Origin of the sequence: Phenylobacterium sp. (genome assembly GCF_044372605.1) — a bacterium.
Lineage (GTDB): Bacteria > Pseudomonadota > Alphaproteobacteria > Caulobacterales > Caulobacteraceae > Phenylobacterium.
On the sequence record NZ_JBILRO010000008.1, the window covers coordinates 1 to 24004 of the forward strand.

The window sequence follows — 24004 nt, forward strand, 5'->3', positions numbered from 1 at the left end:
CGACAATGCGCCTGAGGTGGCTGCGATCACCACGGCGGAGTATCCCGTCCCGGCTGCGCGGCCGTTGCGGGCCACGATGGACACGACGCGACTTCAGCAGGTCTTCGGGATCACACCGCGGCCCTGGCAGGCGGCCCTTTCGGATATCCTGACAGAGTTGAAGGGTTAGGCTCCGGCCAGCACGCGGCAGCAGACCGTCCCGCGACATGGCGAAGAACACCCGGCTCTGGCCAAACATGAAGGCCATGATCACGGTAGGTAGCGCGATCACCGCCGCCACCGCGATCAGGACGGCTACCAGAGGATAGCCCTCTTCCCGCAGGATGAAGGCCAGCGGCTCGGGGCTCCTGGCGAAAATCTCGAAGGGCATCGCGCCCAGGACCGCAGCGGCCAACAGCATGTAGATCACCGCGGCCGCCGCCATCACGCCGATCTTGGTCTGCTCGCCGTCGACCGCATGGGCGATCAGGCATCGGACACAGGAAGGAGCCTGATCCATGTCGCCGGACAGGTCCGACCTCGCGGCCTCTGGCGTCCATTGAAATTCCGCCGCAACATGTGCGCCTGAGTTTTCATCCCAGAACGCGCAACGCCCGAGGAAATCCCCATGTGTGACGACGACATCCATGTAGGTCTGGTTGAAGAGCCCAAGCCATCGCGTCGTACTTTCGGTCTGATGACCGTGGCCGGAGCCGCCATGGCCTCCAACGCCTATGCTGGCGCAGTCGTCGAGAAGGACGTCGAGGTGAAGACCGCCGACGGGACCTGCGACGCGGTGCTCTACTATCCCACCGGTAAGGGGACCTGGCCTGCGGTGCTGATCTGGACCGACATCATGGGCCTGCGCCCGGTGTTCCGTGAGATGGGTAAGCGGCTGGCGGCCCAGGGCCACGTCGTGCTGGTGCCGAACCCCTTCTATCGTTCGAAGCGCGCGCCCGTGGTGGATGCGACCTTCGATTTTTCCAAGCCGGAGGAACGCGCCAAGGTGTTCGCCCTGCGCAGCGCCATGACCAACGACGGAATCGACCGCGACGCCGCCACCTTCGTGGCCTTCCTCGACGCCCAGCCGCAGACCAACACGAAAAAGAAGGTGGGCGTTCAGGGTTACTGCATGGGCGGCCCCCTGTCGTTCCGGACCGCTGCGGCGGTTCCGGGCCGGATCGCAGCTGTGGGAAGTTTCCACGGCGGCGGCCTGACCACCAAGAACCCCGACAGCCCCCACCTGCTGATTCCGAAGACCAACGCCGCCTATCTGGTGGCTGTGGCGCAGAACGACGACAAACAGCAGCCGGAGTCCAAGGACATCCTCAAGGCCGCGTTTGCTGAGGCCAGGAAGTCGGCGACGGTAGAGGTTTATCCGGCGGCCCACGGCTGGTGTGTGCGCGGCAGCGCCGTCTACGACGAGGCGGCGGCCGAAAGGGCCTGGGCCGAACTCACCAAGTTGTACAAGGCGCGGCTCGTTTAGGACCAGACCGGGACCCGACGCATCGTTCTGCGACGTGTCGGGACTCGCCTTACAGGGGCGCCGGTTTGCTCCCGGCCTGCTTCTTGCCTAGAAAGCTCGTTAATCCTCCGTCCTGTACCGGGCCGGAACAACCGAAGCATGGGACGAGGCCGAGGGCTCCGATCCTGAAAAATGCGCGGTGATGGTGGAGCTTGATGGCGTTGGTGAAGACAGGACCGGGATCAAAAGCGCGTGCGCGCCGGGTTGTGGCCGAGGCTGTGATCGTCGGCATTGCGGGCCTCAGCGCGGTGGCGGTGGCCCATGCCTCACTGCTGGCGCCTGGCCTGATCGCGGGCAGGACTGCGCCGCCGCCGGCGACCGCCTTGGCCGTGACGGCTGTCGCGGCCCCGGCGGAAGATGACGTCCTCATCGCCTTTCAGGAGCCGGTGCCCGGGTATGCGGTCGTCTCGCCTTTTGGCCTTCGCCAGTTGCCTTGGGAAGGCTCGGGCCGCCTGCATGAGGGTGTGGACATCTCGGCCGATGCCGGGGCCGCCGTGCGTGCAGCGGCGGACGGGGTGGTGATCGCTGCAGGCGAAAAGGGCGGCTACGGCCGCTATGTGGCCGTGCGCCACACCGAGGGTTTGACCACATTCTACGCTCACCTGGGCGGGATCGCCGCCGGGATGAAGCCCGGTCTGGCGGTGACGGCGGGGGAGACCGTGGGCCAGGTGGGCTCGACGGGAACCTCGACAGGGCCTCATCTTCACTTCGAGATACGCGATGAGCAGGATCGTCCGCTAAATCCGGCGATGTTCCTGGGCAAGGCGTTCGCCGAGGCCGGCGATCTGCCCCTCGACCTGGCCAAGCGCTATTCGGGACGGGTGCGGATGGCCCAGGTCTCGCGCATTCCGGCCAGCAAACAGGCGCTGATGGATGCCCGTGCAGGCAAACCCATCGTGGTGCGTCGCACCACCGAGGCGGAGGACCTGGCCCAGGCCGAGCGCAATCTGCAGGGCCAGGCCCGGGAAGCCGCCAGCAGCGAGCGGATCGACGGTCTCAAAGGTTTGGCGATCGGACCCGACGGCCGCCCGCGCGCCCAGCTCAGCCTCTAGGCCTGCCGGGACCCGTGGCCGCATCCCGCTATCAGGGCGAACGAGTCGATATCGGTGGGCGCCATCTGCGGGTGGCGCGCGCCGGGCCCGTGTCTGGCGGTCCCCTGATCGTCTGCGAACACGGCGCCTATGGTTCGGCGACCGACTGGGCGGTGGTGCAGGCGATGCTGGCAGCCAAGGGGCGTCGCAGCCTGGCCTATGATCGGGCAGGCCTCGGCTACTCCGATCCCGGCCCGGAACCCCGGGATGGCCGCGCCATCAACGATGATCTTGAGGCGTTGCTGGAGGCCCTGGGCGAGACGTCCCCAATCCTGCTGGTAGGCCATTCCATGGGCGGACTGATGGTCCGGTTGTTTGCGCTTGAGCGGACGCGGGCTCTGGTCGGGCTGGTGTTGGTGGATGCGGTGACGCCGGATGTGCTGGGCCTGCCAGGGGTGGTGCCGGGAGTACAGGTGTTCGGGCGGCTGCTGCAGATGGTGAGCCAGGGCGCAAAGGCAGGCCTGATGCACCCCGTCTCTTGGGTGGCGGGAAATCCTATCGAACTGCCGGGTGAAGCCGGGGCGGAGAAGCGCCGTATCCATGCCTCCGCCTCCCATGCCCAAGGCGCGGCGGCTGAAGTGCTCTGCTGGCCCGAGACATCGCGGATGGCCGGCGCCGCCGACCTTCCGCTGGATCTTCCGGTGGCGGTGGTGACGGCGGGCCCGTCGCGCGGTGGCGGCGCGCTCAAGCGGGTGCAGGAGGCTCCGGCGAAACGGGCCAGGGCCGGCCATGTGGAGCATGTGACCGCCGCCAATCACGCCAACCTGCTGGGCCCGCGCTTTGCGGCCGCCATTGTACGTGGCGTTGATCACGCCCTTGGCAAGGACGCCTGACGCAGCTCCCGATCGACAAGGCCGGCGGCCGCCGCCAACCGGTCGGGGATGAGATTTGCCGCCGTCCCGTCCAGGGTCGGGCAGGTGATCAGGCCGTCCTCGCAGATCATGGCCGGAAGCCCTCTGCGGGCGGCGGGCGGCAGTGCCTGCAGGGCGGCCTGCTGGTCGCGGGGCAGGCGCCGGGCCAGCCCTGCAAGGCGGGTGAGCCGGCCACCGCGATCCGGCGTAGCGATCTCGAACCGCCCATCCCAGACAACCGTCTGGCCCATGGTTACGTGCAAGGCGGGCCCGCCGGTTCGCGCGATCTCGCCAGCCTCGCGGTAGAAGCGAACCTGCGCCACATCAGCCTCAATCCGGGACCCGGCAAGGGTTGCGACGACGGCCCCCGGGCCGCGCAGCGCTTCAGCGACGCGTTCAATCCTGGCGGTGGCCGGCCGGCGGGCGCCACCGCCGGCGCACACGCAGGCCATGGCGACAAGCCGTTGAAGGTCCGACGCCGAGGCGTTCCGTAGTTCCTGGCGGGGGATCGTGATCATACCGGCCTGATGGGTGGCCCGGCTGGCCAGGACCAGCGGCGCGTCTGTGATACGACCCGAAGGGTCGCCGACCAGGATCTCCCGCCGGGCGCGGGGGCGGGCGTAGCGCAGGTCAGCGTTCGCCGGATCGTCGATCCAGGGCTGCCCCCGTGCAGTCAGCCAAGCGCGCAGATCCGCGCGGCGTACATCCAGCAGGGGGCGCAGCAGGAACAGCCCTCGTCCCTCAGGCCAGGCGGGCGACGGCGCCCATTCGCGAGGATCAGGCGTGGTGGATCCGGCGCGCCGCATGGCGTCAGCTTCCAGCCGGTCATCCCCGGTATGGCCCAGCAACAGCACGGAGGCTCCGGCTTCTCGTGCAGCCTCGGCCAGCAGGCGGTGGCGCGCCGCCCGCGCGGCGGCGGGCAGGCCGGTGGCAGGCTTGTCGCCGGTCCAGGTCAGCGCGCGAAATCCGTGGCCGAGGGTCGCGGCGAGCTCCGCGCAGGCGGCGGTCCAGCCCGCGGCCTCGGGCTGCAACCCGTGATCCACCGACAGAACAACCACGGGCCGCGCCGCCTCTCGCGCCCAGTCATGGATCATCAGGGTGAGCGCGACAGAATCGCCGCCGCCTGACAGGCCAACGGCGATGGGTTGGGTGGCGTCCCTCAGCAGCCGCCGGCCCAGGACCGTGCGGACGACCGCCTCTAGGCCGCGCACTTCGCCTGGGTGCGTGTGGCGGCTGCGCGGCTGGCGACGTTCGCCGGAGGCTTGGGGTAACGACGCGTGAATTCCGCCAGGGTCTGACAGGCATCCGCCGGCTTCTTGAGCGCGACGAGGGATCTGGACAGTTCAACCACTGCGTCGGGCGCCCAGGGGGTCTGCGGCCAGCCGCGGATAGCGCCGATATAGGCCTTGGCCGCGTCGGCGTGGGCGGCGCGGACAGTCAGGGTCTTGCCCAGCCAGTAGCGGGCCTCGGGCGTGCGCGAGGCGTCGGGCCAGGTTTCCACAAACCCGGCGAAGGCGGCCTCGGCGGCGTCGTAGTCGCCGGCCAGCATCAGTTGGCGGGCCTGAGCGAAATCCCTGGCCGGATCACCGGGCGCAGCCGCCTGAGGCGGGGCGTCGGGTTCGGGCGGCGGCGCGTTGATCTCGGCGAGCTTCTGCTCCAGCGCGGCCAGACGCTCGGTGAGCGACTGCACGTCGCGCTTCAAGGCGATGTTTTCCCGGCGCGCCTGATCGGCGTCGCGGGTGACGCTTTCGAATGATCCGTTGAGACTGCGCAGGGTCTGCTCGAGATCAATCAGCCGGACAGCCATTTCGCCCATCCGGGCGTCGGTGTCCGCCGGCTGCACGACCACCGGCTTGCCGGTGTCGCGCAGCTGGAAGACGATGGACCGGAGTTCGCGCACCACCTTTTCCATCCGCTCCACCCGCTTGGCGTCGCGGGCGTCGAGAGGATCCTCCATCGGCGTCTGCGACCAGACCGGCCCGGCGCTTGCCAGGACAGTCATGGCTAGCAGGGCCAAAAGGGAGCGGTGCGCGCGCACGTCCTACCGGGCGCCGGAGACGACGGCCGTGCGGGCGTTGCGGTTCTTGTCCCAGGACGCCTCGCCGGATCCAGCGTCGATGGGCTGTTCCTTGCCGAACGAGATGGTCGAGATCCGGTCCGCCGTCACACCTTTTTCGACCAGATAGTCGCGGACCGAATTGGCGCGGCGGGCGCCAAGCGCCAGATTGTATTCCCGGGTGCCGCGCTCATCGGCGTTACCCTCGATCCGCACCTTGACCGCGCCATAGCGGCGAAGCCAGGCCGACTGGGCGTCCAGCAACGGCGTGGCGTCGGCGCGGACATCGTGGCTGTCGGTGTCGAAATAGACGCGGTCGCCGACATTGACGACAAAGTCTTCGGTCGATCCGGGCAGCGCGCCGGTCGGCGTCTGGGTGACCGGCGCAGCAGGCGGAAGCTCTGTGCGCGGCGGCGCCTGGGGCTGGGCCGGGGGCGGCGCCTGGGTGGGGGTCGGCTTTGGTTTGGTCTGACAGGCCGCCAGGGACGCAGCGGCGGCGCCCACAAGCGCCAGCCTGAGTAGGGTGCTGCCGTTTACACTTCGCATCATCTGCATCTCCTCGGGTTCGGGTTGTATATAGGGATCAGAATCCATGGTGCCGGTTCTGGCGCAAGACTAGTTGAGCAATGGTGACCACGCGGGGTCTGACCCTGCCCCCGGATAGGGCATCGGCTGCAGAACCCGACCCGTCACGTCGACCGTCCAGAGCTTGGGCGGCCCGCCTGGCGTTTCACGCGAGAACATCAGCACCCGGCCATTCGGCGCCCAGGTGGGGCCTTCATCGAGATAGCTGGAGGTGAGCAGGCGCTCATCTGATCCATCCGGGCGCATCACTCCGATATGGAACTCGCCGCCGGTCTGTTTGGTGAAGGCTATGAACTCCCCGGTCGGACTCCAGACCGGAGTCGTATAGTGCCCGCCGCCGCCCGAGATCCGCCGTTGGCCCGAGCCGTCCGCGCCCATCAGATAGAGCTGAGGCGAGCCCCCGCGATCCGAATTGAACACGATCCGCGCGCCATCCGGTGAGAAAGAGGCCGAGGTGTCGATCGAGGGGTCGGAGGTGAGGCGGGTGGAGGTGCGGCTGGAAAGGTTCATCACGAAGATGTCGCTATTGCCCCCCCGTTCGACCGAGAACGCGACCTTGCCGCCGTCGGGCGAGAACCGGGGCGCGAACACCATGCCGGGAAAGGCGCCCAGGCTTTCACGCCGGGCCGTTTCCAGATTGAACAGGAAGATCGAAGAGCTGTCCGGGCGCAGCGACATAAAGGTGATCTCCTGGCTGTTGCTGGAGAACCTGGGGGTCATGACGATGCTGTCGCCGCTGGTGAGGTAACTGGGATTGGCGCCGTCCTGATCCATGATCGCCAGGCGCTTGATCACCTTGGCCCGTCCGCCGCTCTCGGCCACGAACACCACGCGGGTGTCGAAGTAGCCCTTCTCGCCGGTCAGCCGCTCATAGACCGCATCGGAAATCTTGTGCGCCACGCGCCGCCAGTTCTCCGGGCTGGAAGTGAACTGCAGGCCCAGCATCTGTTGTTCGGCGAAAACGTCCCACATGCGGAAGTCCACGCGCAGCTTGCCACCCTCGACGGTCACCTGTCCGTTGACCAGGGCCTGGGCGTTGATGGTTTTCCAGTCGCCGAAGCGGGGCTGGACTGCAGCGGTCAGGTTTTTTTCAACGAAGCTGGCGGGGTCGAGTGGCCGGAACAGGCCCGAGCGCTGCAGGTTGGCTGCGATCACCTGAGCGATATCGGCGCCCTGGGTCCCGCCGAACGCTGGAACCGCCACCGGCAAGGGCTGGACATCGCCGCGGTTGACGTTGACCTCGATTTCGGCGCGGGCGGGTGCGGCCAGGAACACGGCGAGCAATCCCAGCAGAACCATGGCCATGACGGGCGCTGAAAAGCTGCGAAGGGAGCGGGTCATCGGCAGGCCTCTCGGGCGTTGAAATTGACAGCGACCCTGTCGCCATAGAACTCGCGCGGCAGGCCCCGGAAGGGCGCGGCCGCATAGACCGCGCGGACGGCGCGTTCGGCGCCGGCGGTTGCCACGGGGGAGCGGGCGCCCTGGATCTGGGGGACCACCTCGCCTACCACCTGCCCGGTCGCTCCCAGCTGGAAGGTGACCCGAACGACGACATCACGCCCGCCCTCGACGTCGCAGTTGGGGTTCCAGCGGCGCTGGAGTTCCTCGGTCATGCCGGCAACGGCGGCGCCGGCGGCCAGCCCGGACCCCACAGTCTGGCGGGCGATGGGGGCGGTTTCGGGTCTGGCAGGTCCCTTGGCGGCGGAGGAGGGACGCTGTGGCGTATTGCGGGCGGGCCGGGTCAGGCTGGCTTCCAGCGAGTCCAGATCGAAGGCCTTCTCGGCGGGTCGGGTGGCGGGCTTCGTCGTTGGCGTGGGCGCTTTCTCGGCCGGTTTTGCCGCCTTGGTCGGCGGCATCGACGGCGCGGGCAGAGGCGGCGGTGGAACCGGTTCGGGCGGCGCGTCGGCCACCGGATCGGCGGTCATCGCCGACAGGGTTTCGGGGCCCTGTTCCGCCGGTCGGGTGTCCACATCGGGCGCGTTCGAGACGATGGTCACCGGAACAATGGCGCCCACCTTCAAGTCGCGATTGCCCCACGAGATCATGAAGGCTGCGGCCACGCCGACGTGCAGAGCCAGCGACCCGACGGCTGCGGGGCTGATCTCGATACGTCGGGCGGCCTGCGCGGTCACGGGATCGCCTCATCCCGGTCGCCACCGGAGGACGGCCCGCCGGTCTCGGTGATCAGGTTGATGGCGCTGAAGCCCGAGGTGGACAGGGAGGCCATCACCTGGGCCACGGTTCCGTAGGAGGCCGAGGCGTCGGCGCGCACATAGATCGGCCGGGTAGTGTCGTCGGCCATGGCCTTCAGTCGGGGCGAGAGGTTGGCGAAGGGCACTTCCGCCTCGGCGATATAGATCCGTCCGTCCGCGCGGATCGAGACCGTGATCGGGTCCGGCACGTCCTGCATGGCGCCGGCCTCGGTCTTGGGCAGCTCCACGGGAACGCCTGCGGTCAGCAGCGGCGCGGAGATCATGAAGATGATCAGCAGCACCAGCATAACGTCGACCAGCGGCGTGACATTGATCTCGCTGAGCGCGCCGCGCCGGGCGCGACCCCGGCGGCGGCGGCGTCCGCCGCCCGCAGCAAACGCGTCATGTGCCGACAGCGCCATGGGTCAGGCCCGTTCCGACAGGCGACGCTGGATTGCGGTGGAGAGATCGTCGGCAAAGCCTTCGAGACGTCCGGCGTACTTGGCTGCGCTTGTCGAGAAGGCGTTGTAGAAGATGTAGGCCGGGATGGCGGCGACCAGCCCGATGGCGGTGGCGAACAGAGCTTCGGCGATCGAGGGCGCGACGATCGCCAGCGACGTGTTCTTCTGGATGGCGATCGCCTGGAAGGACTGCATGATCCCCCAGACGGTGCCGAACAGCCCGACGAAGGGCGAAGCCGTGGCGACGATGGCCAGGCCCCCCAGGCCGGTTTCCACCCGCGCACTCTCACGGGCGATGATGGTGTCGAGCGTGCGGTCGATCCTCTGGACCAGAAAGGCAAGCTGACCCTCGGTGGCGCCGCCGCGCCCACGGCCATCGCGCCACTCCTTCAGCGCCGCCTGAAGCATGCGCGGCAGGGCCTGGACCGGCTGGTCGCCGGCGTCGGCGGCGACATCCTCGAGACTGCGACCGGAGGCTACGGCATCCTCGAAGGCGTTGGCGTCGCGATTGAGCGCGTGAAACCGGAACAGCTTTTCCAGAATGATGGTCCACGACCAGAGGGAGGCGGCCGCCAGGCCGATCATCACCAGCTTCACCACCCAGTCGGCGCGGACGAACAGGCTGATGAGGTCGAAGCTCTCGGGGGTGAGGGCGGCGGCCGGGGTCATGGCGTCTCCTGCGAATCGAGCGTTGAGATTGAAGCGTGTCAGTGGCGAACTTAAGGCGCGAGCCAGGGGCTCATGGCCTCGATCAGCGCTGCGGGCGGGCGGCGTGCGCGTCCGGCCGGATCGATACAGGCGGCGTGGAGCTGGGCCTGTGCAATCAGATCGTCGCCCCGCAGGATACGCTGCGCGAACAGCATCCGGGGGCCCTTGAGCACGTCGATGGTTGTCCGAACGATCAGCGCATCATCCACCCTCGCGGCGCGCTTATAGTCGACCTCCACCCGCGTGAGCGTGAAGGCGGCCGGGGGGTCCAGCGCCAGCAGCGACTGGTGACTGACGCCGACCAGCCTCAGGAAATCGCTCCGCCCGCGTTCGAAATAGCGCAGGTAGTTGGCGTGATAGACCACGCCGGTGAAATCGGTGTCCTCGTAGTAGATGCGTACTGGCAGGACGTGTTCGCGCCCTTCCATCCAGCCTGATGAGGGGTCGCTCATTCGAACAGGTCCGTGGCAGGTGGGGCGGCGGAGGCCGGAGGCGCGGCCAGGCCCAGGTGGGCGTAGGCGCGGGCGGTGGCCATGCGGCCACGCGGGGTGCGCTGCAGGAAGCCCTGTTGCAGCAGGAAGGGCTCGATCACATCCTCCACCGCATCCTTCGCCTCGGCGATGGCGTAGGCCAGGGTCTCGACCCCAGCTGGGCCGCCGGCATAGTTTTCGATCAGCGCGCGCAGGTAACGGCGGTCCAGGGCGTCCAGGCCATGCTCGTCCACGTCCAGCCGGGCCAGGGCCGAGGCGGCGGCGGCGCGTCCGATGACCGCCACGCCGTCCGAGGCGGCGAAGTCGCGCACCCGGCGCAGCAGGCGACCGGCGACCCGCGGCGTTCCCCGGGCGCGGGTGGCGATCTCGGCGGCGCCGTCTGCGGCTAGCGCCGTTCCCATCTTCACGGCAGCGCTCATCAACACCTGTTGCAGCTCGTCGTGGGTATAGAACTCCAGCCGGATCGGAATGCCGAAGCGGTCCCTGAGGGGGGTCGCCAGGAGCCCGGCCCGCGTCGTAGCCGCGACAAGCGTGAAGGGCGCCAGATCGATGCGGATCGACCGCGCCGAGGGCCCCTCGCCGATCACCAGATCCAGCACGTGATCTTCCATTGCCGGATAGAGGATTTCCTCGACGTTGGCCGGGAGGCGGTGGATCTCGTCGATGAACAGCACGTCGCGAGGTTCGAGGTTGGTGAGGATCGCGGCGAGATCCCCCGCCTTGGCCAGCACGGGCCCCGACGTGGCGCGAAAGTTCACCCCCAGTTCCCGGGCGACGATCTGGGCCAGGGTGGTCTTGCCAAGGCCGGGCGGTCCGAACAGCAGCACGTGATCCAGCGCTTCGCCACGGTTTTTCGCCGCCTCGATGAAGACAGAGAGATTGCCCTTGGCCTGCTTCTGCCCAACGAACTCGGCCATGGTCTGGGGCCGGAGCGCCTTGTCAGCGGGCTCGAAGGCGGCGGGCTCGCCCGAGACCAGGCGGGTCATCGCCCCAGTTCCTGAAGGGCGGCCTTGATCAGGGCCGGCGCCTCGACGCCGTCGCCCAGGCGTATGGCGGCGGTCTCGACTACGCGGCGTGCGGCGGCCTCGGCCACGCCCAGGCCCAGCAGGGCGGCCACAGCTTCGCCCACCGCCGTGGGTTTCGGCGGCGCTGGCGCTGTGATCTGTCCGTGGAAGGCGGCCACCGGACCATCTGTAATCGGCTTATCCTTGAGTTCCGTGACAATGCGCTGCGCCAGCTTGGGACCAACGCCCTGTGCGCGCGCCACCAGCGCCTTGTCGTCCCGAGCCACGGCCTGGGCCAGTTCGGCCGGCGGAAGCACATCCAGCACCGCCAGCGCCGCCTTGGGGCCTACCCCCTGGATGGTGCGCAACAGCACGAAGGCGCGACGGTCCTCCCGCGCAAGAAATCCGTAGAGGGTCAGGCCGGTCTGTTCGCCGAACTGGCTCTCCACATGCAGCAGCGCCTCGTCGCCCACCGGCGGCAGACGGCCCAGGGTGCGGCTGCCGCAGCGGACCACATAGCCCACGCCCATGACGTCGATCAGGGCGTCTTCCTCCGACACCTCGGCCACGATCCCGCGCAGGCGCCCGATCATGCAGGGCGCTCCGGGGTGCGGATGGGGCGAATCACGTTCGGCATGTGTTCACCAGAGGTACCGCAGCCGGGAGTCCGGGGAAACGTCCGAGCCGTGGCTCTACTCGGCCGCCCGCGTGCGGGCCAGGGTGCGAAGGTTCTCCTCGTGGCCTTCCCGCGTGATCCGATAGCCGCTCATGATGGCGATCATCGTCATCCAGAGCGCCAGGATCGTCGGCACATAGTAGGCGCCCATCCGCCAGATCGTATCTTCAGAGACCTGTGTGGGGTCGGCGCCCGCCTGGACGCCGGCCACAGTGAGCACAAAGGTCGCAGTGATCAGTCCCAGGCCATTGACCATCTGCCGGATGAAGGCGATGGCGGCGAAGAACACGCCCTCTGAACGACGCCCGGTCTTGATCTCCGACTGCTCCACAAGATCAGCCATCATCGAGGCCGAAAGGATCTGGAAGCAGATGATCAGGCCGACGTCGATCAGGGTCGCGGTGAAGACGAACCAGAAGACGAAGGGATCGCCGTTGTCAGGCAGGATACCCAGCAGACGCAGGACGATGGGCATAGGCGAGCCCAGGAAAGCGATCAGGCCGATGATGATCGCGCCCCGCTTCTTGCCGATGGTGCGGCTGACGATGGGCGCCAGGACGGCGCCAATGATTGCAGAACCGAATACGCCCGTCGTGATCAGGCCGCTCTGCTGGGAGCTGAACTGCCAGAAATAGTTGAAAAAGTAGAAGCTGAGCGCAGCGGACAGGCCTGCAGCCACCGAGCCGAAGGCGGCGGCGGCGAAGAGCGCGATAAAGGAACGGTTCGACAGGGTCTCGAAGATCTCCTTGAAGATCTTCGCGAGGCTCAGGTCTCGCTTGGGCGGCGGCGCTTTCAGGTGCGGGATGCGCGAATGGGTGCCCAGCGCCGAGCCCATGATGCCCACAAACATGATCACCGATCCGATGATCCCGTAGACCTGATAGGCCTCGCGGTTGAATTGGCCGTTCTTGATGTCGGCGGTGACGAACATCGGGAACAGGACGGCGAACATCAGCACCGACATGGTGTTGCCGACTGTCCAGCCGAAGAACGAGCGGAAGGAAAGCAGCGAGCTGCGCTGGTCGTAGTCCGGGGTGAGTTCCGGGGCGAGCGCGGTGCTGGGGATCTCGTAGATGGAAACGGTCATGCGGATCACCACGGCCAGTCCCAGCAGGTACCAGAATGTAGCCAGATCGGACCACCCTACGGGCGGGCTCCAGAGCAGGAAGTAGATGCTGCTGAGCGGAAGGGCGGCGAAGTACATGAAAGGGTGCCGTCGCCCCCAGCGTGAGCGGAAATTGTCGGACCAGTAGCCCACCACCGGGTCGATGATGGCGTCCATCATCAGGGCGATGGTCAGGGCGAGACCTACGAGGCGGGCGTCAAGCCCGACGACCTGACTGTAGAAGAGCAGAAGGAAATAGGCGAAGCCGTTGTCCTTGACGCCGCTCACGCCGGCGCCAAAGCCGTAGGCCAGTTTTGTCCAGAGCGAGGGCGGCGGCGGGCCTGGGACGGACGAGGGGTTTTGAGCGTCCGGGCTTTCAGCCATGAGAATGTCATCCTGCGGCTACGCCGCGTTCACGATTCCACATCCCCCGGCAGCACTGGATCATGTGGCGTGGCCTAGCGCTAGGGGTATTATCCAACTCCGGATACCGTGAAATCGAAAAATGGACCCGCCTCTACCGTCTGGTCATACGGCTTTGGGGGACCTAGCATCCGCGTCGAAACCGGAGACCACCCCATGCGCGTCGTTCTGGCACTGTTGTTGTTGATGTTGGCGCAACCCGCCTGGGCCGAATCGGCCCGTGACCGGCTGGTCGTAAGCCCGGCCTGGGTGGCGAAGCGGTTGAGCGACCCGGACCTGGTGATCCTGCAGGTGGGCGACAGGCCGGGGTATCAGGCCGGGCATATACCCGGCGCCCGGCTGTTGATGCTGTCTGACATCGCGGCGCCGTCCACCGGTCCGGAGCCCCTGATCCTGCAGATGCCGGAGCCGGAGGCGTTGCGGGCGCGGCTCGCGGCGTTTGGCGTCTCGGACACGTCGAAGATCGTGGTCTATCCCACGCGAGAGGGCATTCAGTCGGCCACGCGGGTGGTTTTTACCCTGGATGCCGCGGGCCTTGGCCAGCGCACCTTCCTGCTGGAGGGCGGCATGAGCGCCTGGACGGCCAGCGGCGGCAAGGCCTCGACCGAGGCGTCGGTCATCACACCCGGCAAGCTCTCGGCGTTGAAGATGCGCCCGCTGGTGGTCGATGCGGCCTTCGTACGTGAGCACACCGGCAAGCCCGGCTATGTTGTCGTCGATGCGCGAGCCCCCGACTTCTATTCCGGGGCGCGGGCCGGCGGCATGCCTTCGAAACCGCACAAGTCGGGTCATATTGCAGGCGCTGCGAGCGTACCCTTCACCGCGGTGACCACGCCTGACTTCAAGCTCGCGGCGGCCGATGAGATCGCCGCAAAGTTCAAGGCGGCAGGCGTGAAATCCGGCGATACGGTGGTGGCCTACTGCCATGTGGGTCAGCAGGCGACGGCGACGATCTTCGCGGCCAGGACGCTTGGCCTGAAGGTCTTGCTCTACGATGGCTCCTTTGAAGAGTGGTCACGGCTCGACGGTGCCGTCGAGACGTCGAAGTAGCCGCCAGATCGTCGACCACGACTAGCGATTGGGCATCGGCGCGTAGATACGTCGCGCGCTTGGGCATCTGACCGGTCGCGATGTCTTCGGCAGGGTTCCCGGTGGCCCGATGCGCCCGGGCGCGACAGGCTGATGTCGAATTGATGACAGACATCGGGGGCTCCATGAACCATGCACGTCGACTCTTGCGCACGCACCGCGTCCTGAAACTCGTGTTGTTGGGCGGAGCCATGTTGGCGAACCCCGCACTATCCGCCGAAGTTCCCGTACCGGCCGAGGTTGAAGAACTGGTGGTGACCGGCTCGCGGGTGTCTGAGGCGACGGTGGCCATTGGAACGGACAGGGTGACGGCGACGGTTTCCATCACCAGCGAAGCGCTGCTGTCGGCGCCGGCCGGGATCACCGGCCTGAAGATGCTGGAGAGCCTGCCGGGCTTCAACGTCCAGGCCAATGACGCGCTGGGCATGTACGAGTTCGGCAATTCGGTCTCGGTGCGCGCCTTCACCTTCCGCCAGATCGGATTCCTGCTGGACAACATCCCCATGGGCCGGTCCGACCAGTTCGGCGGCAGCCCGATCTATCGTTATGTGGACAACGAGAACCTGGCGCGGGTGACTGCATCGGCCGGATCGGGCGACGTTTCGCTGTCCAGCTACGCCTCGCTGGGGCCGATCGTCAGCTACATCACCCGAGGGCCGGCGGAGGAATTCGGCGGCAAGGTCAGCTATAGCCGCGGCAGCGATGAACTGCTGCGCGGCTTCGTCCGCGTCGACACGGGCGAGCATGCGGGCTTCTCCGCCTTTGGTAGCTACTCCACCACCTCGGGCGAACTGTGGCGCGGCCCGGGCACCATCGACCGCGATCACTACGAAGGGCAGATACGCTACCGCTTTGCCAACGAGGCCTCGCTGACCTTCCAGACCACGCACAACAAGTACTTCGACTACGACAGCCCCTCGATCACCAAGGCGCAATACCTGGGTAAGGCGGGCGACATCTTCGGCCGTAGCGGGCGCAGCTTCGCCTACATTGGCTATGTGCCCACTCCGGGCCCGCTGGGCTCGGCCGCCACGGCCACTTCGCTGCCGATAACCGCAGCGGGAGTCCCCTACTCCAACACCAACTACAACCAGTACTACAAGTTCGCCGTGAACAGCCGCCAGGACCACCTGTACGGCCTGACACTGGCAACCCCGATCGGCGACGCTGTCGCTGTCACGGTCACCGGCTACTATGAGGACAAGAAGGGCTACGGCGTCTCGCCGGAGGCCTACGCTACCTCGCTTGCCAACTACAACGCCGAGCGGCTGATCGTGGCTGGTCTAACTGCGCCCAAGGGTATCCAGTACGGCCTGTCCACTGTCGATGGCACGCGCAAGGGCGTCAACGGCCGCGCCGACTGGACCTTCGGAGTGCACGCCGTGCAGGCCGGCGCCTGGTACGAGGACGACAGCTATCACCGCACCCAGCAACGCTACAATGTCGAGAACGGCAACCCCGACGGCCGGCCGCTGCTGAACGAGCCTGTCCACCTGCAGCGCAACTTCAACTCTACCCGCAAGACGGTGCAGATCTTCATCAAGGACACCATCAGCCTGCTGGATGACCGCCTGAAAGTGGATGTCGGCTTCAAGGGCCTCGACATCAACTACGAGATCGCGGGCTTCCGGAACCCGGCCGACTTCATCAATCGCCGCACGCCGACCATCAAGGACAACTGGAAGGACTGGTTCCTGCCGCAGGTGGGCGCAGTGTGGTCGGTCACCGACCGCGACCAGATCTTTGCGTCCTATTCCGAGAACATGGCTCTGCCGCAGGGCGCCGACGACATCTTCGCGCTTGCCAGCCCACTGGCGCCCGGACCTGATGCGGAAAGGGCCAAGAACTACGAGATCGGCGTACGCACCAACCGGCCGACCTTCAACGCCGCCCTGGTGGGCTATTTCACCAAGTTCGACAACCGCCTGCAGTCGTTCGCGTCACCCGTGCCCGGCAGCACCACCACCGAGACGTTCTTCCAGAACGTCGGTGCGGTGGAGGCCCACGGAGCGGAGTTCAGCGGCCAGTGGAAGCCGGCGATCCTGGACGGGAAGGTCTATTTCAATACCAACCTGTCGTACAATTCGGTAGAGTTCAAAGATGGCTTCGCCACCTTCGCCCTGACGGGCAAGGTCGTGCCTGACTTTCCCAAATGGCTGGTCCAGGGCGGGGTGACGCTCGAGCCGGTCCCGGGTGCGGTGATCAACGTCTCAGCTCGTCACGTGGCCAAGCGCTTCACCAACTTCGTCAATTCGGAGAGTACCGACGGCTACACCATCATCAACGCCTATCTGGACCTGGGCGACGGTTTCGCCGTGGGCCCGCTCAAGCAGGTGAAGGCGCGGGTCAACATCGATAACCTGTTCGACAAGGACTATCTGGGCACCATCACCACGACGACCAACACGCCGGCCACCTTCCGGCCCGGGCCCCGACGGACAGTGCAGTTCACGCTGTCGACCGACTTCTAGGCTACGCGCCGCGCCGTGCGCGCGTGGGCGTGGGCGATGGCGACGGCCAGGGCGTCGGCGGCGTCGCTGGCGGTCTTGCCGGCGGTGGGCAGAAGGCGGGCGATCATCCAGCCCACCTGGGCCTTGTCGGCGCCGCCGGTGCCGACGACGGCCTTCTTGACCACGGTGGCGGCGTATTCTGCCACCGGCAGTCCCGCGCGGGCCGGCACGATCATGGCCATGGCGCGGGCGTGGCCCAGTTTCAGCGCTGACTGGGCGTTGGAGTTCATGAAGGTCTCCTCCACCGCTGCCTCGTGGGGCGCCCAGGTGGTCAGCACCGCCTCGATCTCCGTGAACAGGCACAGCAGGCGCTCGGCGAAGGGCAGGGTGTCCTTCGGCGCGATCACCCCGTGGGCCACGTGGCTGATCCGCGCGCCGGCGCAGTCGATCACGCCCCAGCCGGTGCGGCGCAGGCCCGGGTCCAGTCCAAGGATGCGAATCGGTGTGTTCATCGTCTGTTCCCGACAAGATGCCGGATGACGCCATGAAATGCTTTCGGAAAAGTGAGCCTAATGCGCCGCGTGGGCGCCGCGCGCGTCGCGGACGGCCTTCATCGCCTGTGTCATGTCCGGCGTGCTGCATTCAGGATCACTGCGGGGCGGGGCGCTGACCCCGCCCAGGCAGTAGGCGGCGGCGACCTGGCGAGGGATCAGATCCAGCGGTTCAGGCGAGCGGTCGCCCCGGGCGATGGCGCGGGCCAGCCCGTCGAGAAACGTCCCCCACTGCGGGGCGGCAGGATCACTGGCCAGCGTGTCTCCAGGCAGGGCGGCCAGGGCGACCCTGGCCTCCTCGAACCGGCCCAGCTCGCGCAGCGCATTGGCGGCGCGGACCCTGAGGGCGAAGGCTTCGATCGGCGCCGCCTCGCCGCCCAGCACCTGCACGGCGTCAACAAACTCGTCCTGATAGCGCGCCTTGCGCAGGGAGCCGTCCTGCGCCTCCCAGGTGGCGTTCAGCAGCAGCCAGGCCGTCACCGGCGAACGCGGCTGCAGAGCGTGTTCGAGATAGGCGGCGCGGTACCAGGTTCCCTGACCTTCGCGGAGCGCGACGAAACCGGGGTCAGCCAGGATCGCCGGCAGTCGCCCGCGCTCATCCCGGCTGAAGTCTCGATACATCACCAGGCCATTGTCCGGACATTCCGGCAGCGGCGCCGGAAATACCCACGACCCATAGGGCTTGCCATCCGGCCGCTGGCCCCAGGTCGCGTAGGCGGACAAGGAGGTGAATGGAAAGCGCTCGCCGCCGACCGGGCAGGTCAGGGTCTGGGTGACGGGCGCGGGGGGCGCGGCGGCATGGGCCGCGAAGGGCAGGAGCGCCGCGACCGTCAGGGCTTTCAGGCGGGCTTGTAGGGTCAAGCGCGCCCCAGAATCTTGGCCTTCATTTCCTGAAACTCGCTGTCGCTGATGGCGCCGCTGTCCAGCAGGGCCTTGGCGCGCTGGATGTCATCGACGATGCGCTCTGCGCCGCCGCTGCCGTCAACAGAAGCCCCTACGGTGATGCCGCCGGCCTGGGCGCGCATCTCCTCCAGCCCCCGGATGCGGCGTTTTTCCTCCCAGGCCTGTTCCTCGGACTGGGCGCGAGCGTACATCGCCGTCGCAGTTTCCAGGGGCACGCCATCAACGGCGACGCCCATCGCGGGCTGGACGAGATGATCGAAGCTCAGGTTGGCGCCGCAGAGCTGTTCCAGGACGTTCTGCTCCAGGCGTACGTCTTTCAGGTCCTTCCACTGCATATCGATCATCCTGAATCCGCCGATCAGCCCGCGCTGGACCATCAGGACCCGGCTGGAGGTGATCGCCAGCACGGCGCGGCGCTTGAACAGGGCGAAGACCCGGTGCTGCGGCGTGGCGGCGACCAGAGTTTCGCCCGCCATCAGGGTGCGCTCCATTTGCGCTACCGCCCGGCTCGCACGGCCCTCTGACCCCAGAAAAACCAAAAGGATCCAGATCGCCAGCGGGATCAGGCCAAATCCGATCGACAGCACACAGATCGCCAACCAGATGCCGACGGCCGTAGCCAGATGGACAATACCTTTCATGCGGTATCCGGTTCCTGATCAGAGTATGAGGCTACCGGGCCCGTCGCCCGTGCTCAAGATCATATGCCTTTGCGCGCTGGCCTTCGGAACTCGCCGGGCTCCCGCCGTAGCGCTCTCCAGAGGCGACTCTTCGCTCCAGGCCACGAAGGGTTCAGGCGCGCCTCACCCCTTCCAGAAGTGAAACGCATCCCAGCCGGCGCCGATGGCGCTGCGGGGCACCCCGAGCGCAGAGGTCAGGTCCGCCGTGGCGCCAAACAGCAGGTTTCCGATCACCGGCACGAAGAACAGCGCCCCCAGCAGGATCAGCATCGCCACGCCCTCGAGCTTGCTGATCACGGGCGTCCACGCCGCCGGCAGAAACGGCCTCAGGGCGTTGAAGCCGTCGAGGCCTGGAACCGGCAGCAGGTTGAGCACCAGGGCCATGGCCTGCAGGAAGGCCAGCATGGCCAGCGCCTCGAACAGCGGGCCTCGCGTCGCACCCGGCCAGAGCGCCAGCATCGTCGCCAGCGCCAGCAGGACGATCAGCGTCGCCGCCGGTCCCGCAAGCGAAGCCGCCGCGCGCCAGGTCCGGCTGCGCATCAGATCGTTACGCAGATAGACCGCCCCGCCCGGAAAGCCGATGCCGCCCAGCGCCAGCGCCAGCAGCGGGATCACCAGACTGGTGCCCAGGTCGCCATATCGCCGGGGATCAAAAGCCAGGTAGCCCTTGGCCTTTACGGTGGTGTCGCCGGCCATATAGGCCACAAAGGCGTGGGCGAATTCGTGCGCCATCACGGCCAGAACCCAGCCGACAAGGACGAAGCCGAACGTGAGCGGGCCGCCCGGGCCCGGGCTCATGGCCAGCGCAGCGCCTTGGCCGAGAAAGGCCACAAGCAGGGCCACACCCACCAGATTGTTCGGCGGCTTCCCCGGGATCGCCGTCCCGCGTGTGATCGTCATGACCGATGGATCGGATCAATCCAGGCGACGCCCTCGGGCGCCTCGGCGGGCTCGATATCCAGATTCACCACCACCGCATCGGAATCACTGCGGACCAGCACGCAGGACAGCACCTCATCCGTCGAGGCGTTGATTTCCTGATGCGGCACATAGGGCGGCACATAGATAAAGTCACCGGGCCCCGCCTCGGCGGTGAACTCCAGGCTTTCGCCCCAGCGCATGCGCGCGCGGCCCGAAACCACATAGATCACGCTTTCCAGCGGGCCATGATGGTGCGCGCCGGTCTTGGCGTTGGCGTGGATGTGGACGGTCCCGGCCCACAGTTTCTGGGCGCCCATGCGGGCCCGATCTATAGCCACCGCGCGATCCATGCCGGGTGTGGCAGCCGCGGCGGGATCGAGTTGATCGCCGGGGACGACGCGGACGCCGGTATGCTTCCAGCCGTCTTCCGGGGTTGCGACGGGGTCGGTCATGCGGGCGCGCTCGCAGCTGGAGGGGCGGGAGCCGTGGATGGTACCCGGCTGACTTTGAGGATGCGGACCGGCTGTTTCAGCATTTCGCCCTTCATGGCGCCTTCGCCCCGGTTGGGATCGACCGGCAGGGCGATGATCTTGCGGACCACATCCAGACCTTCGACCACCGTCCCGAAGGCGGCGAACCCGGGGTTCTTCGGGTTCTTCGGATCAGCGTCCAGATAGCTCATGTCGCCCAGGCAAATGAACCAGTCGGACTGGGCGGTGCCCGGCGCGTGGCGGCCCATGGAGATCGTGCCCTCGCCATGCTTCAGTCCGGTCTTGAGGGTGGACTCGTGGGCAATCGGCGGCAGCACTTTCTTCGGGTCGTTCTGCAAGCCGCCCTGAATGCTGCCATAGTCGGTGGCCGTGTAGCCCGGCGGTCGTGACGCCCGATAGAAGGTCGCCCCGTTGAACAGCCCGCGATCAACATACCTCAGATAGTTGGCCGAAGTGATCGGGGCCTTGTCGGGGTAGAGCTCGATCACGATCACGCCTTGCGCGGTTTCCAGCTTGACCCTTGGGTAGGGTTTCTTGACCGGGGCGGCGGGCGTGGGTTCAGGCGCAGGTGAGAGCTCAGGCGTCTGGGCCCGGGCTGCGGTGAAAGCGAAGGCGGCGGTCAAGCCCAGTAATGTGCGACGTAACATGGGCCCAGCCTAAACCGTGGGTGTGCGATCGCGCCAGCCCGCGTCGCGATCGGTGGTGATCCCGAACAGTTGCAGGAAGCTGACGGCGGGGAGCGGCTGGCCAGTGATCTGCCGCGTGGCCTTCACATAGAGCGGCACGACGACCCAGGACGGCGGAAAGGCTTTCAGGTCCCGATCCGCCATCCCGCCCAGGTGCGGGCAGCGCTGGAGGGAGGCCAGCGCACAGCGCATATGCAAGGGCGCGATGGCCCCGGCGTCCAGCACGATGCGGTCATCCTCCAGATCAGCAGGCAAAGCCGGACCGAAACCCCGCGCCCGCAGGTCGCCTACCGCGACAAATCGCCCGGTCTGGGTCCATCGATCACCAGCCTCCGTCGGCTCGCCGCACATGGGGCAGAGCATGGCGCGGACGCTGTCGCGCTGGCGACGAAGGTGATTGCGCGAATAGAGCGGCTTGCCAATGCCGGGCTTCCAGACCTGCAGCGCCGCCGGTCGGCCATCCACCGTGGGGCATGGCCCGACACCGCCCTGGATTTCCTGAGACCAGCTGGTCACCCAGGGCACATCGAGGCCGACTTTCAGACGGGTGGGAACGGTGGGCGGCTTCATGTCACACCTTCAACGCGCGCAGGCGATATCCGTTCACCGCCGTCGCACCCAGTTTCTCGAGCAACCGCCAGTTTACAAACGCGCCGATGGGTGCGCCGACCACCGGGATCAGCTGTGCCAGTTTAGCCAGGTCGATGTAGTCGCGGTATTCCTGCTGAAATGTACGCCAGTCGAAGTGGTCGAAATCGGCAGGGTGCTCACGCCCGTCCCAGCCTTCGACCCCGGCAAACACCTGCGGGCGATGCTGCGCACTGGAAAAGGCCAGCTGGAACAGCTGCAGGATGAAAAGCCGCTCGCTGAAGCGGTCCGCCTCGTGACCATAGATGGCCGAAAGGTCGAACAGCAGTTTCATCTTGAGCACCAGAAGGGCGGGAAAATCAGCCAGCGCCAGCCAGAAACCCCCCGCGCCGGCAACCCCGCCCTCGACGGCGGCGGTCTTTCGATAGCCGTCTATGCAGGCGATGGCCCTGCGATCCCGCTCAGCCAGGGGGACGCCGATCAACGGCTGGCCTGTGGTGATGTCTGCGCCGGTGAGGATCGTCCGGGTAAGCCCCTCCACCACGGTGGTCAGGGTGGCGTGGACCGGCTCCGGGATCAGTTTTGTGAGGCGCACCTGAACGCCCTTTGTGGCGCGGTCGAAGGCGCCCGCGGGTTTCAGCATCGCCGTGCGCCAGTGGGCCACCTCGGCTCTGGCCCAGTCTTCGTAGGCGGCGTCGTTTGCACCTGGGGGCGGGGCCGCGCGCGCTATTGCGCCAGCACCATCTGCAGAATCCAGGCACCCAGCGCTGTCAGGCCCGAACCTGTTACGAAGCCGCGCACAAACGACCCGTTACGCTCCCACCAGATGCGACGGGCGCGCATGCGTTGGGCGCGATCGACTTTGCGGCGCTGCATGATGGCGTGGTTCCCCCGGGGTCTGTTTTGTCTTCTAGCCTGCCCGGCGCGCGGACGAAACCTCAGCCTCGCTGGCGACCGACGATTGCGCGCTTGCCGAACCGGGCGGAAGGGTACCCAGAATGGAATCAATCCGGAGTGTGACCATGCGGCGTCTGGCGATTGCGTTTCTGTGCCTTCTGGGCGTAGCGGGCCTGAGTGCGTGCGCCAGCCCGGAACTGCCATGGGCGCAACTGGAAAGCCGCTATGGCAACACCGCCTCGCGCTATCTGGAGCTTCCGGATGGCGTGCGGGTTCACTATCGCGATCAGGGCGCGCGGAGCGGTCGGACAATCGTGCTGGTGCACGGCTTTGCAGCCTCCCTGCACGCCTGGGAGCCGTGGGTCGAACGCCTGTCACCAGAGTATCGGATCATCACGCTGGACCTGGCAGGCCACGGCCTGACGCGCACGCCCGACGGATATCGGATCAGCACGGAGGGCCAGGTCGCGATCATTGACGCCCTGACCCGGCGGCTGGGTGTCGAGCGCTTCGTGCTCGGCGGCAATTCCATGGGCGGAGCGGTGGCCTGGAACTATGCGCTGGTCCATCCGGATCGGTTGCAGGGGCTGGTGCTGGTCGATGCGGCCGGTTGGCCGGTGGAAGGCAAGCGCGAAGGCTCTCCGCTGGCGTTCAAGTTGCTCGCCAACCCCGTCGGGCGCGCCGTGTTGAAGAGCGTCGATCTGAGCGGGATCGCCGAACGGGGCCTGAAGTCGGCCTATGCAGACGAGGCCCTCGTCACCGATGCGCTGGTCAGTCGCTACGTAGATCTCGCGATGGCGCCCGGCCGCAGGGAGCTGATCCTGAACGGTCAATCCCAGCCCCGGCAGCCCGTCACGAAGGCGACATTTGCGAGGATCACCACGCCGACCCTTGTGATCACCGGCGAGGCCGACAAGGTGATCCCGGCCGAAGCCAGCCGGGGTCTGGCGAGCGCCATCCCCGGGGCGCAACTGATCACCTACCCCGGAGTTGGCCACGTCCCGATGGAACAGATTCCCGAGCGATCAGCCCAGGACCTGAAGGCGTTTCTGGCGGGCTTGCCACCCGCCTGAGCGGCCTACTTCGTCTCGGCGATGGTCTTCATGGTGGCCATTATGCCGGCGAACATCTTCTGGCGGCGATCCTTGTTGGCCGCGCGCTGTTCGGCGGGGATGGACGCTTCGTCGAAGAACAGGCTGTAGACGAGTTTCGAGGTTTTCTTGTCCACCGGGCGGATCTCGACCGTGCCATGATAGAGGATAGCCGGGTTGATGTCGGCGTAGGTATAGGACATCGGCGTCACGGCCACGATGACCTCTTCGACCCGGCCCGCGATCTTGCGCAGCGCGCCCAGTTCACCGTCCTTGCCGGAGGTGATCTCGCAGGGGGCCTTCAACCAGGCGCCGATGTCGCAATAGCCCTTGACCTTGGCCCAGGCTGTTTCTGCCGGAACGTTGATGGTGGTCTCCTGAACGATGGAGACGTAGACGCCGGGGGCCGCCTGACCGGCTCCCGCGAGGCTTAAGGCGGCGGCGCAGGCGGCGAGGCCTGCGAACAGACGGATGGTCATATGGTGTCCCCTTGATGCTCGAATCGACTTT

General features: G+C 67.0%; 28 protein-coding genes and 1 pseudogene. 7 read left to right on the top strand and 22 right to left on the bottom strand.

Features of this window, described 5'->3' with window-relative positions:
• Nucleotides 1-16 precede the first annotated feature (16 nt).
• Nucleotides 17-169 carry a sugar nucleotide-binding protein gene (locus ACIQ42_RS01550; RefSeq protein WP_397420503.1) on the top strand — a complete coding sequence of 51 codons (153 nt, stop codon included), beginning with the start codon at nt 17-19 and terminating at the stop codon, nt 167-169.
• Between the two features lie 72 nt (nt 170-241).
• Here ACIQ42_RS01550 and ACIQ42_RS01555 read toward each other — a convergent pair.
• Nucleotides 242-628, bottom strand: a pseudogene (locus tag ACIQ42_RS01555) (hypothetical protein); the annotation flags it as partial.
• Here ACIQ42_RS01555 and ACIQ42_RS01560 point away from each other — a divergent pair.
• From ACIQ42_RS01560 to ACIQ42_RS01570, 3 genes are all read left to right on the top strand, one after another.
• Nucleotides 608-1465 (top strand): dienelactone hydrolase family protein, encoded by an 858-nt coding sequence (locus ACIQ42_RS01560; protein ID WP_397420467.1) that lies wholly within the window; start codon nt 608-610, stop codon nt 1463-1465. The pseudogene ACIQ42_RS01555 and the gene ACIQ42_RS01560 sit on opposite strands and share 21 nt — an antisense overlap.
• Nucleotides 1466-1659: 194 nt before the next feature.
• The gene (locus tag ACIQ42_RS01565) at nt 1660-2556 is read left to right on the top strand and encodes a M23 family metallopeptidase (protein ID WP_397420468.1); all 897 of its coding nucleotides are present in this window, start codon (nt 1660-1662) and stop codon (nt 2554-2556) included.
• 14 nt (nt 2557-2570) lie between these two features.
• The gene (locus ACIQ42_RS01570; protein WP_397420469.1) at nt 2571-3428 is read left to right on the top strand and encodes an alpha/beta fold hydrolase; all 858 of its coding nucleotides are present in this window, start codon (nt 2571-2573) and stop codon (nt 3426-3428) included.
• Here ACIQ42_RS01570 and tilS read toward each other — a convergent pair.
• From tilS to ACIQ42_RS01625, 11 genes are all read right to left on the bottom strand, one after another.
• Entirely contained in the window at nt 3404-4657 is a 1254-nt protein-coding gene (gene tilS, locus ACIQ42_RS01575; RefSeq protein WP_397420470.1) for a tRNA lysidine(34) synthetase TilS, read from the bottom strand. The two genes, ACIQ42_RS01570 and tilS, sit on opposite strands and share 25 nt — an antisense overlap.
• A complete protein-coding gene (gene ybgF / locus ACIQ42_RS01580; RefSeq protein WP_397420471.1) occupies nt 4645-5448 on the bottom strand; it encodes a tol-pal system protein YbgF in 804 nt (267 codons plus the stop codon). The genes tilS and ybgF overlap by 13 nt, the downstream gene beginning before the upstream one ends.
• A 39-nt stretch (nt 5449-5487) precedes the next feature.
• Nucleotides 5488-6051 (bottom strand): peptidoglycan-associated lipoprotein Pal, encoded by a 564-nt coding sequence (gene pal / locus ACIQ42_RS01585; RefSeq protein WP_397420472.1) that lies wholly within the window; start codon nt 6049-6051, stop codon nt 5488-5490.
• 66 nt (nt 6052-6117) lie between these two features.
• Nucleotides 6118-7392 (bottom strand): Tol-Pal system beta propeller repeat protein TolB, encoded by a 1275-nt coding sequence (tolB, locus tag ACIQ42_RS01590; protein WP_397420504.1) that lies wholly within the window; start codon nt 7390-7392, stop codon nt 6118-6120.
• A 32-nt stretch (nt 7393-7424) separates the two neighbouring features.
• Nucleotides 7425-8219: an energy transducer TonB gene (locus ACIQ42_RS01595; RefSeq protein ID WP_397420473.1), complete on the bottom strand. Its 795-nt coding sequence runs from the start codon at nt 8217-8219 to the stop codon at nt 7425-7427.
• A complete protein-coding gene (locus tag ACIQ42_RS01600; protein ID WP_397420474.1) occupies nt 8216-8701 on the bottom strand; it encodes an ExbD/TolR family protein in 486 nt (161 codons plus the stop codon). Before ACIQ42_RS01600 ends, ACIQ42_RS01595 begins: the two co-directional genes overlap by 4 nt.
• A gap of 3 nt (nt 8702-8704) precedes the next feature.
• Complete coding sequence (gene tolQ / locus ACIQ42_RS01605; protein WP_397420475.1) at nt 8705-9409, bottom strand: protein TolQ; 705 nt, start codon at nt 9407-9409, stop codon at nt 8705-8707.
• Nucleotides 9410-9459: 50 nt separating this feature from the next.
• Entirely contained in the window at nt 9460-9900 is a 441-nt protein-coding gene (locus tag ACIQ42_RS01610) for a YbgC/FadM family acyl-CoA thioesterase (RefSeq protein WP_397420476.1), read from the bottom strand.
• Complete coding sequence (gene ruvB, locus ACIQ42_RS01615; RefSeq protein WP_397420477.1) at nt 9897-10925, bottom strand: Holliday junction branch migration DNA helicase RuvB; 1029 nt, start codon at nt 10923-10925, stop codon at nt 9897-9899. The genes ACIQ42_RS01610 and ruvB overlap by 4 nt, the downstream gene beginning before the upstream one ends.
• Entirely contained in the window at nt 10922-11536 is a 615-nt protein-coding gene (gene ruvA, locus ACIQ42_RS01620) for a Holliday junction branch migration protein RuvA (RefSeq protein WP_397420478.1), read from the bottom strand. Before ruvA ends, ruvB begins: the two co-directional genes overlap by 4 nt.
• 99 nt (nt 11537-11635) lie before the next feature.
• Entirely contained in the window at nt 11636-13108 is a 1473-nt protein-coding gene (locus tag ACIQ42_RS01625; RefSeq protein WP_397420479.1) for an MFS transporter, read from the bottom strand.
• A 195-nt stretch (nt 13109-13303) separates the two neighbouring features.
• On the opposite strand from ACIQ42_RS01625, the gene ACIQ42_RS01630 reads away from it, so the two are divergent.
• Together ACIQ42_RS01630 and ACIQ42_RS01635 are read left to right on the top strand one after the other, a co-directional pair.
• A complete protein-coding gene (locus ACIQ42_RS01630; protein WP_397420480.1) occupies nt 13304-14197 on the top strand; it encodes a sulfurtransferase in 894 nt (297 codons plus the stop codon).
• A 230-nt stretch (nt 14198-14427) separates the two neighbouring features.
• On the top strand, nt 14428-16707 hold the full coding sequence (locus ACIQ42_RS01635; RefSeq protein ID WP_397420481.1) for a TonB-dependent receptor: 2280 nt from the start codon (nt 14428-14430) through the stop codon (nt 16705-16707).
• On the opposite strand, the gene ruvC is transcribed toward ACIQ42_RS01635, so the two are convergent.
• The 9 genes from ruvC to ACIQ42_RS01680 form a co-directional block, all read right to left on the bottom strand.
• Nucleotides 16704-17198 (bottom strand): crossover junction endodeoxyribonuclease RuvC, encoded by a 495-nt coding sequence (gene ruvC, locus ACIQ42_RS01640; protein WP_397420482.1) that lies wholly within the window; start codon nt 17196-17198, stop codon nt 16704-16706. The genes ACIQ42_RS01635 and ruvC overlap by 4 nt on opposite strands.
• Nucleotides 17199-17255: 57 nt before the next feature.
• Nucleotides 17256-18098 carry a hypothetical protein gene (locus tag ACIQ42_RS01645; RefSeq protein WP_397420483.1) on the bottom strand — a complete coding sequence of 281 codons (843 nt, stop codon included), beginning with the start codon at nt 18096-18098 and terminating at the stop codon, nt 17256-17258.
• Nucleotides 18095-18781: an SHOCT domain-containing protein gene (locus ACIQ42_RS01650; RefSeq protein WP_397420484.1), complete on the bottom strand. Its 687-nt coding sequence runs from the start codon at nt 18779-18781 to the stop codon at nt 18095-18097. Before ACIQ42_RS01650 ends, ACIQ42_RS01645 begins: the two co-directional genes overlap by 4 nt.
• Before the next feature lie 162 nt (nt 18782-18943).
• The gene (locus ACIQ42_RS01655; RefSeq protein ID WP_397420485.1) at nt 18944-19720 is read right to left on the bottom strand and encodes a site-2 protease family protein; all 777 of its coding nucleotides are present in this window, start codon (nt 19718-19720) and stop codon (nt 18944-18946) included.
• Nucleotides 19717-20193 carry a cupin domain-containing protein gene (locus ACIQ42_RS01660; protein WP_397420486.1) on the bottom strand — a complete coding sequence of 159 codons (477 nt, stop codon included), beginning with the start codon at nt 20191-20193 and terminating at the stop codon, nt 19717-19719. The genes ACIQ42_RS01655 and ACIQ42_RS01660 overlap by 4 nt, the downstream gene beginning before the upstream one ends.
• Entirely contained in the window at nt 20190-20879 is a 690-nt protein-coding gene (locus ACIQ42_RS01665; protein ID WP_397420487.1) for a peptidylprolyl isomerase, read from the bottom strand. The genes ACIQ42_RS01660 and ACIQ42_RS01665 overlap by 4 nt, the downstream gene beginning before the upstream one ends.
• A gap of 9 nt (nt 20880-20888) precedes the next feature.
• Nucleotides 20889-21488 carry a hypothetical protein gene (locus ACIQ42_RS01670; protein WP_397420488.1) on the bottom strand — a complete coding sequence of 200 codons (600 nt, stop codon included), beginning with the start codon at nt 21486-21488 and terminating at the stop codon, nt 20889-20891.
• A gap of 1 nt (nt 21489) precedes the next feature.
• Complete coding sequence (locus tag ACIQ42_RS01675; RefSeq protein ID WP_397420489.1) at nt 21490-22170, bottom strand: EcsC family protein; 681 nt, start codon at nt 22168-22170, stop codon at nt 21490-21492.
• A gap of 62 nt (nt 22171-22232) precedes the next feature.
• Nucleotides 22233-22382, bottom strand: coding sequence for a hypothetical protein (locus ACIQ42_RS01680; protein ID WP_397420490.1), 150 nt, complete (start codon nt 22380-22382; stop codon nt 22233-22235).
• A 146-nt stretch (nt 22383-22528) separates the two neighbouring features.
• Between ACIQ42_RS01680 and ACIQ42_RS01685 the strand changes: the two genes are divergently transcribed.
• A complete protein-coding gene (locus tag ACIQ42_RS01685; protein ID WP_397420491.1) occupies nt 22529-23476 on the top strand; it encodes an alpha/beta fold hydrolase in 948 nt (315 codons plus the stop codon).
• Between the two features lie 5 nt (nt 23477-23481).
• Here the strand turns inward: ACIQ42_RS01685 and ACIQ42_RS01690 are convergent, their stop codons facing one another.
• Nucleotides 23482-23973 carry an SRPBCC family protein gene (locus ACIQ42_RS01690; protein WP_397420492.1) on the bottom strand — a complete coding sequence of 164 codons (492 nt, stop codon included), beginning with the start codon at nt 23971-23973 and terminating at the stop codon, nt 23482-23484.
• Between the last annotated feature and the right edge of the window lie 31 nt (nt 23974-24004).

Bases quoted from the DNA above. Each gene is read 5' to 3' on its own strand.
- ACIQ42_RS01560 (WP_397420467.1), top strand. From the start codon at position 608: ATGTGTGACGACGACATCCATGTAGGTCTGGTTGAAGAGCCCAAGCCA.
- ACIQ42_RS01565 (WP_397420468.1), top strand. From the start codon at position 1,660: ATGGCGTTGGTGAAGACAGGACCGGGATCAAAAGCGCGTGCGCGCCGG.
- ybgF (WP_397420471.1), bottom strand. From the start codon at position 5,448: ATGACTGTCCTGGCAAGCGCCGGGCCGGTCTGGTCGCAGACGCCGATG.
- pal (WP_397420472.1), bottom strand. From the start codon at position 6,051: ATGATGCGAAGTGTAAACGGCAGCACCCTACTCAGGCTGGCGCTTGTG.
- tolB (WP_397420504.1), bottom strand. From the start codon at position 7,392: ATGGCCATGGTTCTGCTGGGATTGCTCGCCGTGTTCCTGGCCGCACCC.
- ACIQ42_RS01600 (WP_397420474.1), bottom strand. From the start codon at position 8,701: ATGGCGCTGTCGGCACATGACGCGTTTGCTGCGGGCGGCGGACGCCGC.
- tolQ (WP_397420475.1), bottom strand. From the start codon at position 9,409: ATGACCCCGGCCGCCGCCCTCACCCCCGAGAGCTTCGACCTCATCAGC.
- ACIQ42_RS01610 (WP_397420476.1), bottom strand. From the start codon at position 9,900: ATGAGCGACCCCTCATCAGGCTGGATGGAAGGGCGCGAACACGTCCTG.
- ruvB (WP_397420477.1), bottom strand. From the start codon at position 10,925: ATGACCCGCCTGGTCTCGGGCGAGCCCGCCGCCTTCGAGCCCGCTGAC.
- ruvA (WP_397420478.1), bottom strand. From the start codon at position 11,536: ATGATCGGGCGCCTGCGCGGGATCGTGGCCGAGGTGTCGGAGGAAGAC.
- ACIQ42_RS01625 (WP_397420479.1), bottom strand. From the start codon at position 13,108: ATGGCTGAAAGCCCGGACGCTCAAAACCCCTCGTCCGTCCCAGGCCCG.
- ACIQ42_RS01630 (WP_397420480.1), top strand. From the start codon at position 13,304: ATGCGCGTCGTTCTGGCACTGTTGTTGTTGATGTTGGCGCAACCCGCC.
- ACIQ42_RS01635 (WP_397420481.1), top strand. From the start codon at position 14,428: ATGTTGGCGAACCCCGCACTATCCGCCGAAGTTCCCGTACCGGCCGAG.
- ruvC (WP_397420482.1), bottom strand. From the start codon at position 17,198: ATGAACACACCGATTCGCATCCTTGGACTGGACCCGGGCCTGCGCCGC.
- ACIQ42_RS01650 (WP_397420484.1), bottom strand. From the start codon at position 18,781: ATGAAAGGTATTGTCCATCTGGCTACGGCCGTCGGCATCTGGTTGGCG.
- ACIQ42_RS01655 (WP_397420485.1), bottom strand. From the start codon at position 19,720: ATGACGATCACACGCGGGACGGCGATCCCGGGGAAGCCGCCGAACAAT.
- ACIQ42_RS01660 (WP_397420486.1), bottom strand. From the start codon at position 20,193: ATGACCGACCCCGTCGCAACCCCGGAAGACGGCTGGAAGCATACCGGC.
- ACIQ42_RS01665 (WP_397420487.1), bottom strand. From the start codon at position 20,879: ATGTTACGTCGCACATTACTGGGCTTGACCGCCGCCTTCGCTTTCACC.
- ACIQ42_RS01670 (WP_397420488.1), bottom strand. From the start codon at position 21,488: ATGAAGCCGCCCACCGTTCCCACCCGTCTGAAAGTCGGCCTCGATGTG.
- ACIQ42_RS01680 (WP_397420490.1), bottom strand. From the start codon at position 22,382: ATGCAGCGCCGCAAAGTCGATCGCGCCCAACGCATGCGCGCCCGTCGC.
- ACIQ42_RS01685 (WP_397420491.1), top strand. From the start codon at position 22,529: ATGCGGCGTCTGGCGATTGCGTTTCTGTGCCTTCTGGGCGTAGCGGGC.
- ACIQ42_RS01690 (WP_397420492.1), bottom strand. From the start codon at position 23,973: ATGACCATCCGTCTGTTCGCAGGCCTCGCCGCCTGCGCCGCCGCCTTA.